This window comes from Asaia sp. SF2.1 (assembly GCF_000505765.1).
Classification (GTDB): domain Bacteria; phylum Pseudomonadota; class Alphaproteobacteria; order Acetobacterales; family Acetobacteraceae; genus Asaia; species Asaia bogorensis.
The window spans coordinates 114918-115131 of record NZ_AYXS01000034.1; the positions used below are offsets into that span (position 1 = coordinate 114918).

Genomic DNA, 214 nt, shown 5'->3' on the forward strand with positions numbered 1-214 from the left:
CGACCCATGTTTTCGAGGGGCTCTATCCCCTCGGGACGCATGACGGATGAGCGGTGCCCGTCTCCTGACCTTCGGCTGCCGCCTCAATCTGCATGAAAGCGAGCGTATGCAGGCCCTGACTGGCCATTTGCCGGATGTCGTGGTGGTCAACACCTGCGCGGTGACGACAAGCGCTGAACGTCAGGCGCGTCAGGCCATCAGACGTGCCCATCGT

General features: G+C 62.6%; 1 pseudogene. It reads left to right on the forward strand.

The window, feature by feature from the left end:
* Positions 1-46 precede the first annotated feature (46 nt).
* A pseudogene (locus P792_RS39025) lies at positions 47-214 on the forward strand (tRNA (N(6)-L-threonylcarbamoyladenosine(37)-C(2))-methylthiotransferase MtaB); the annotation flags it as partial.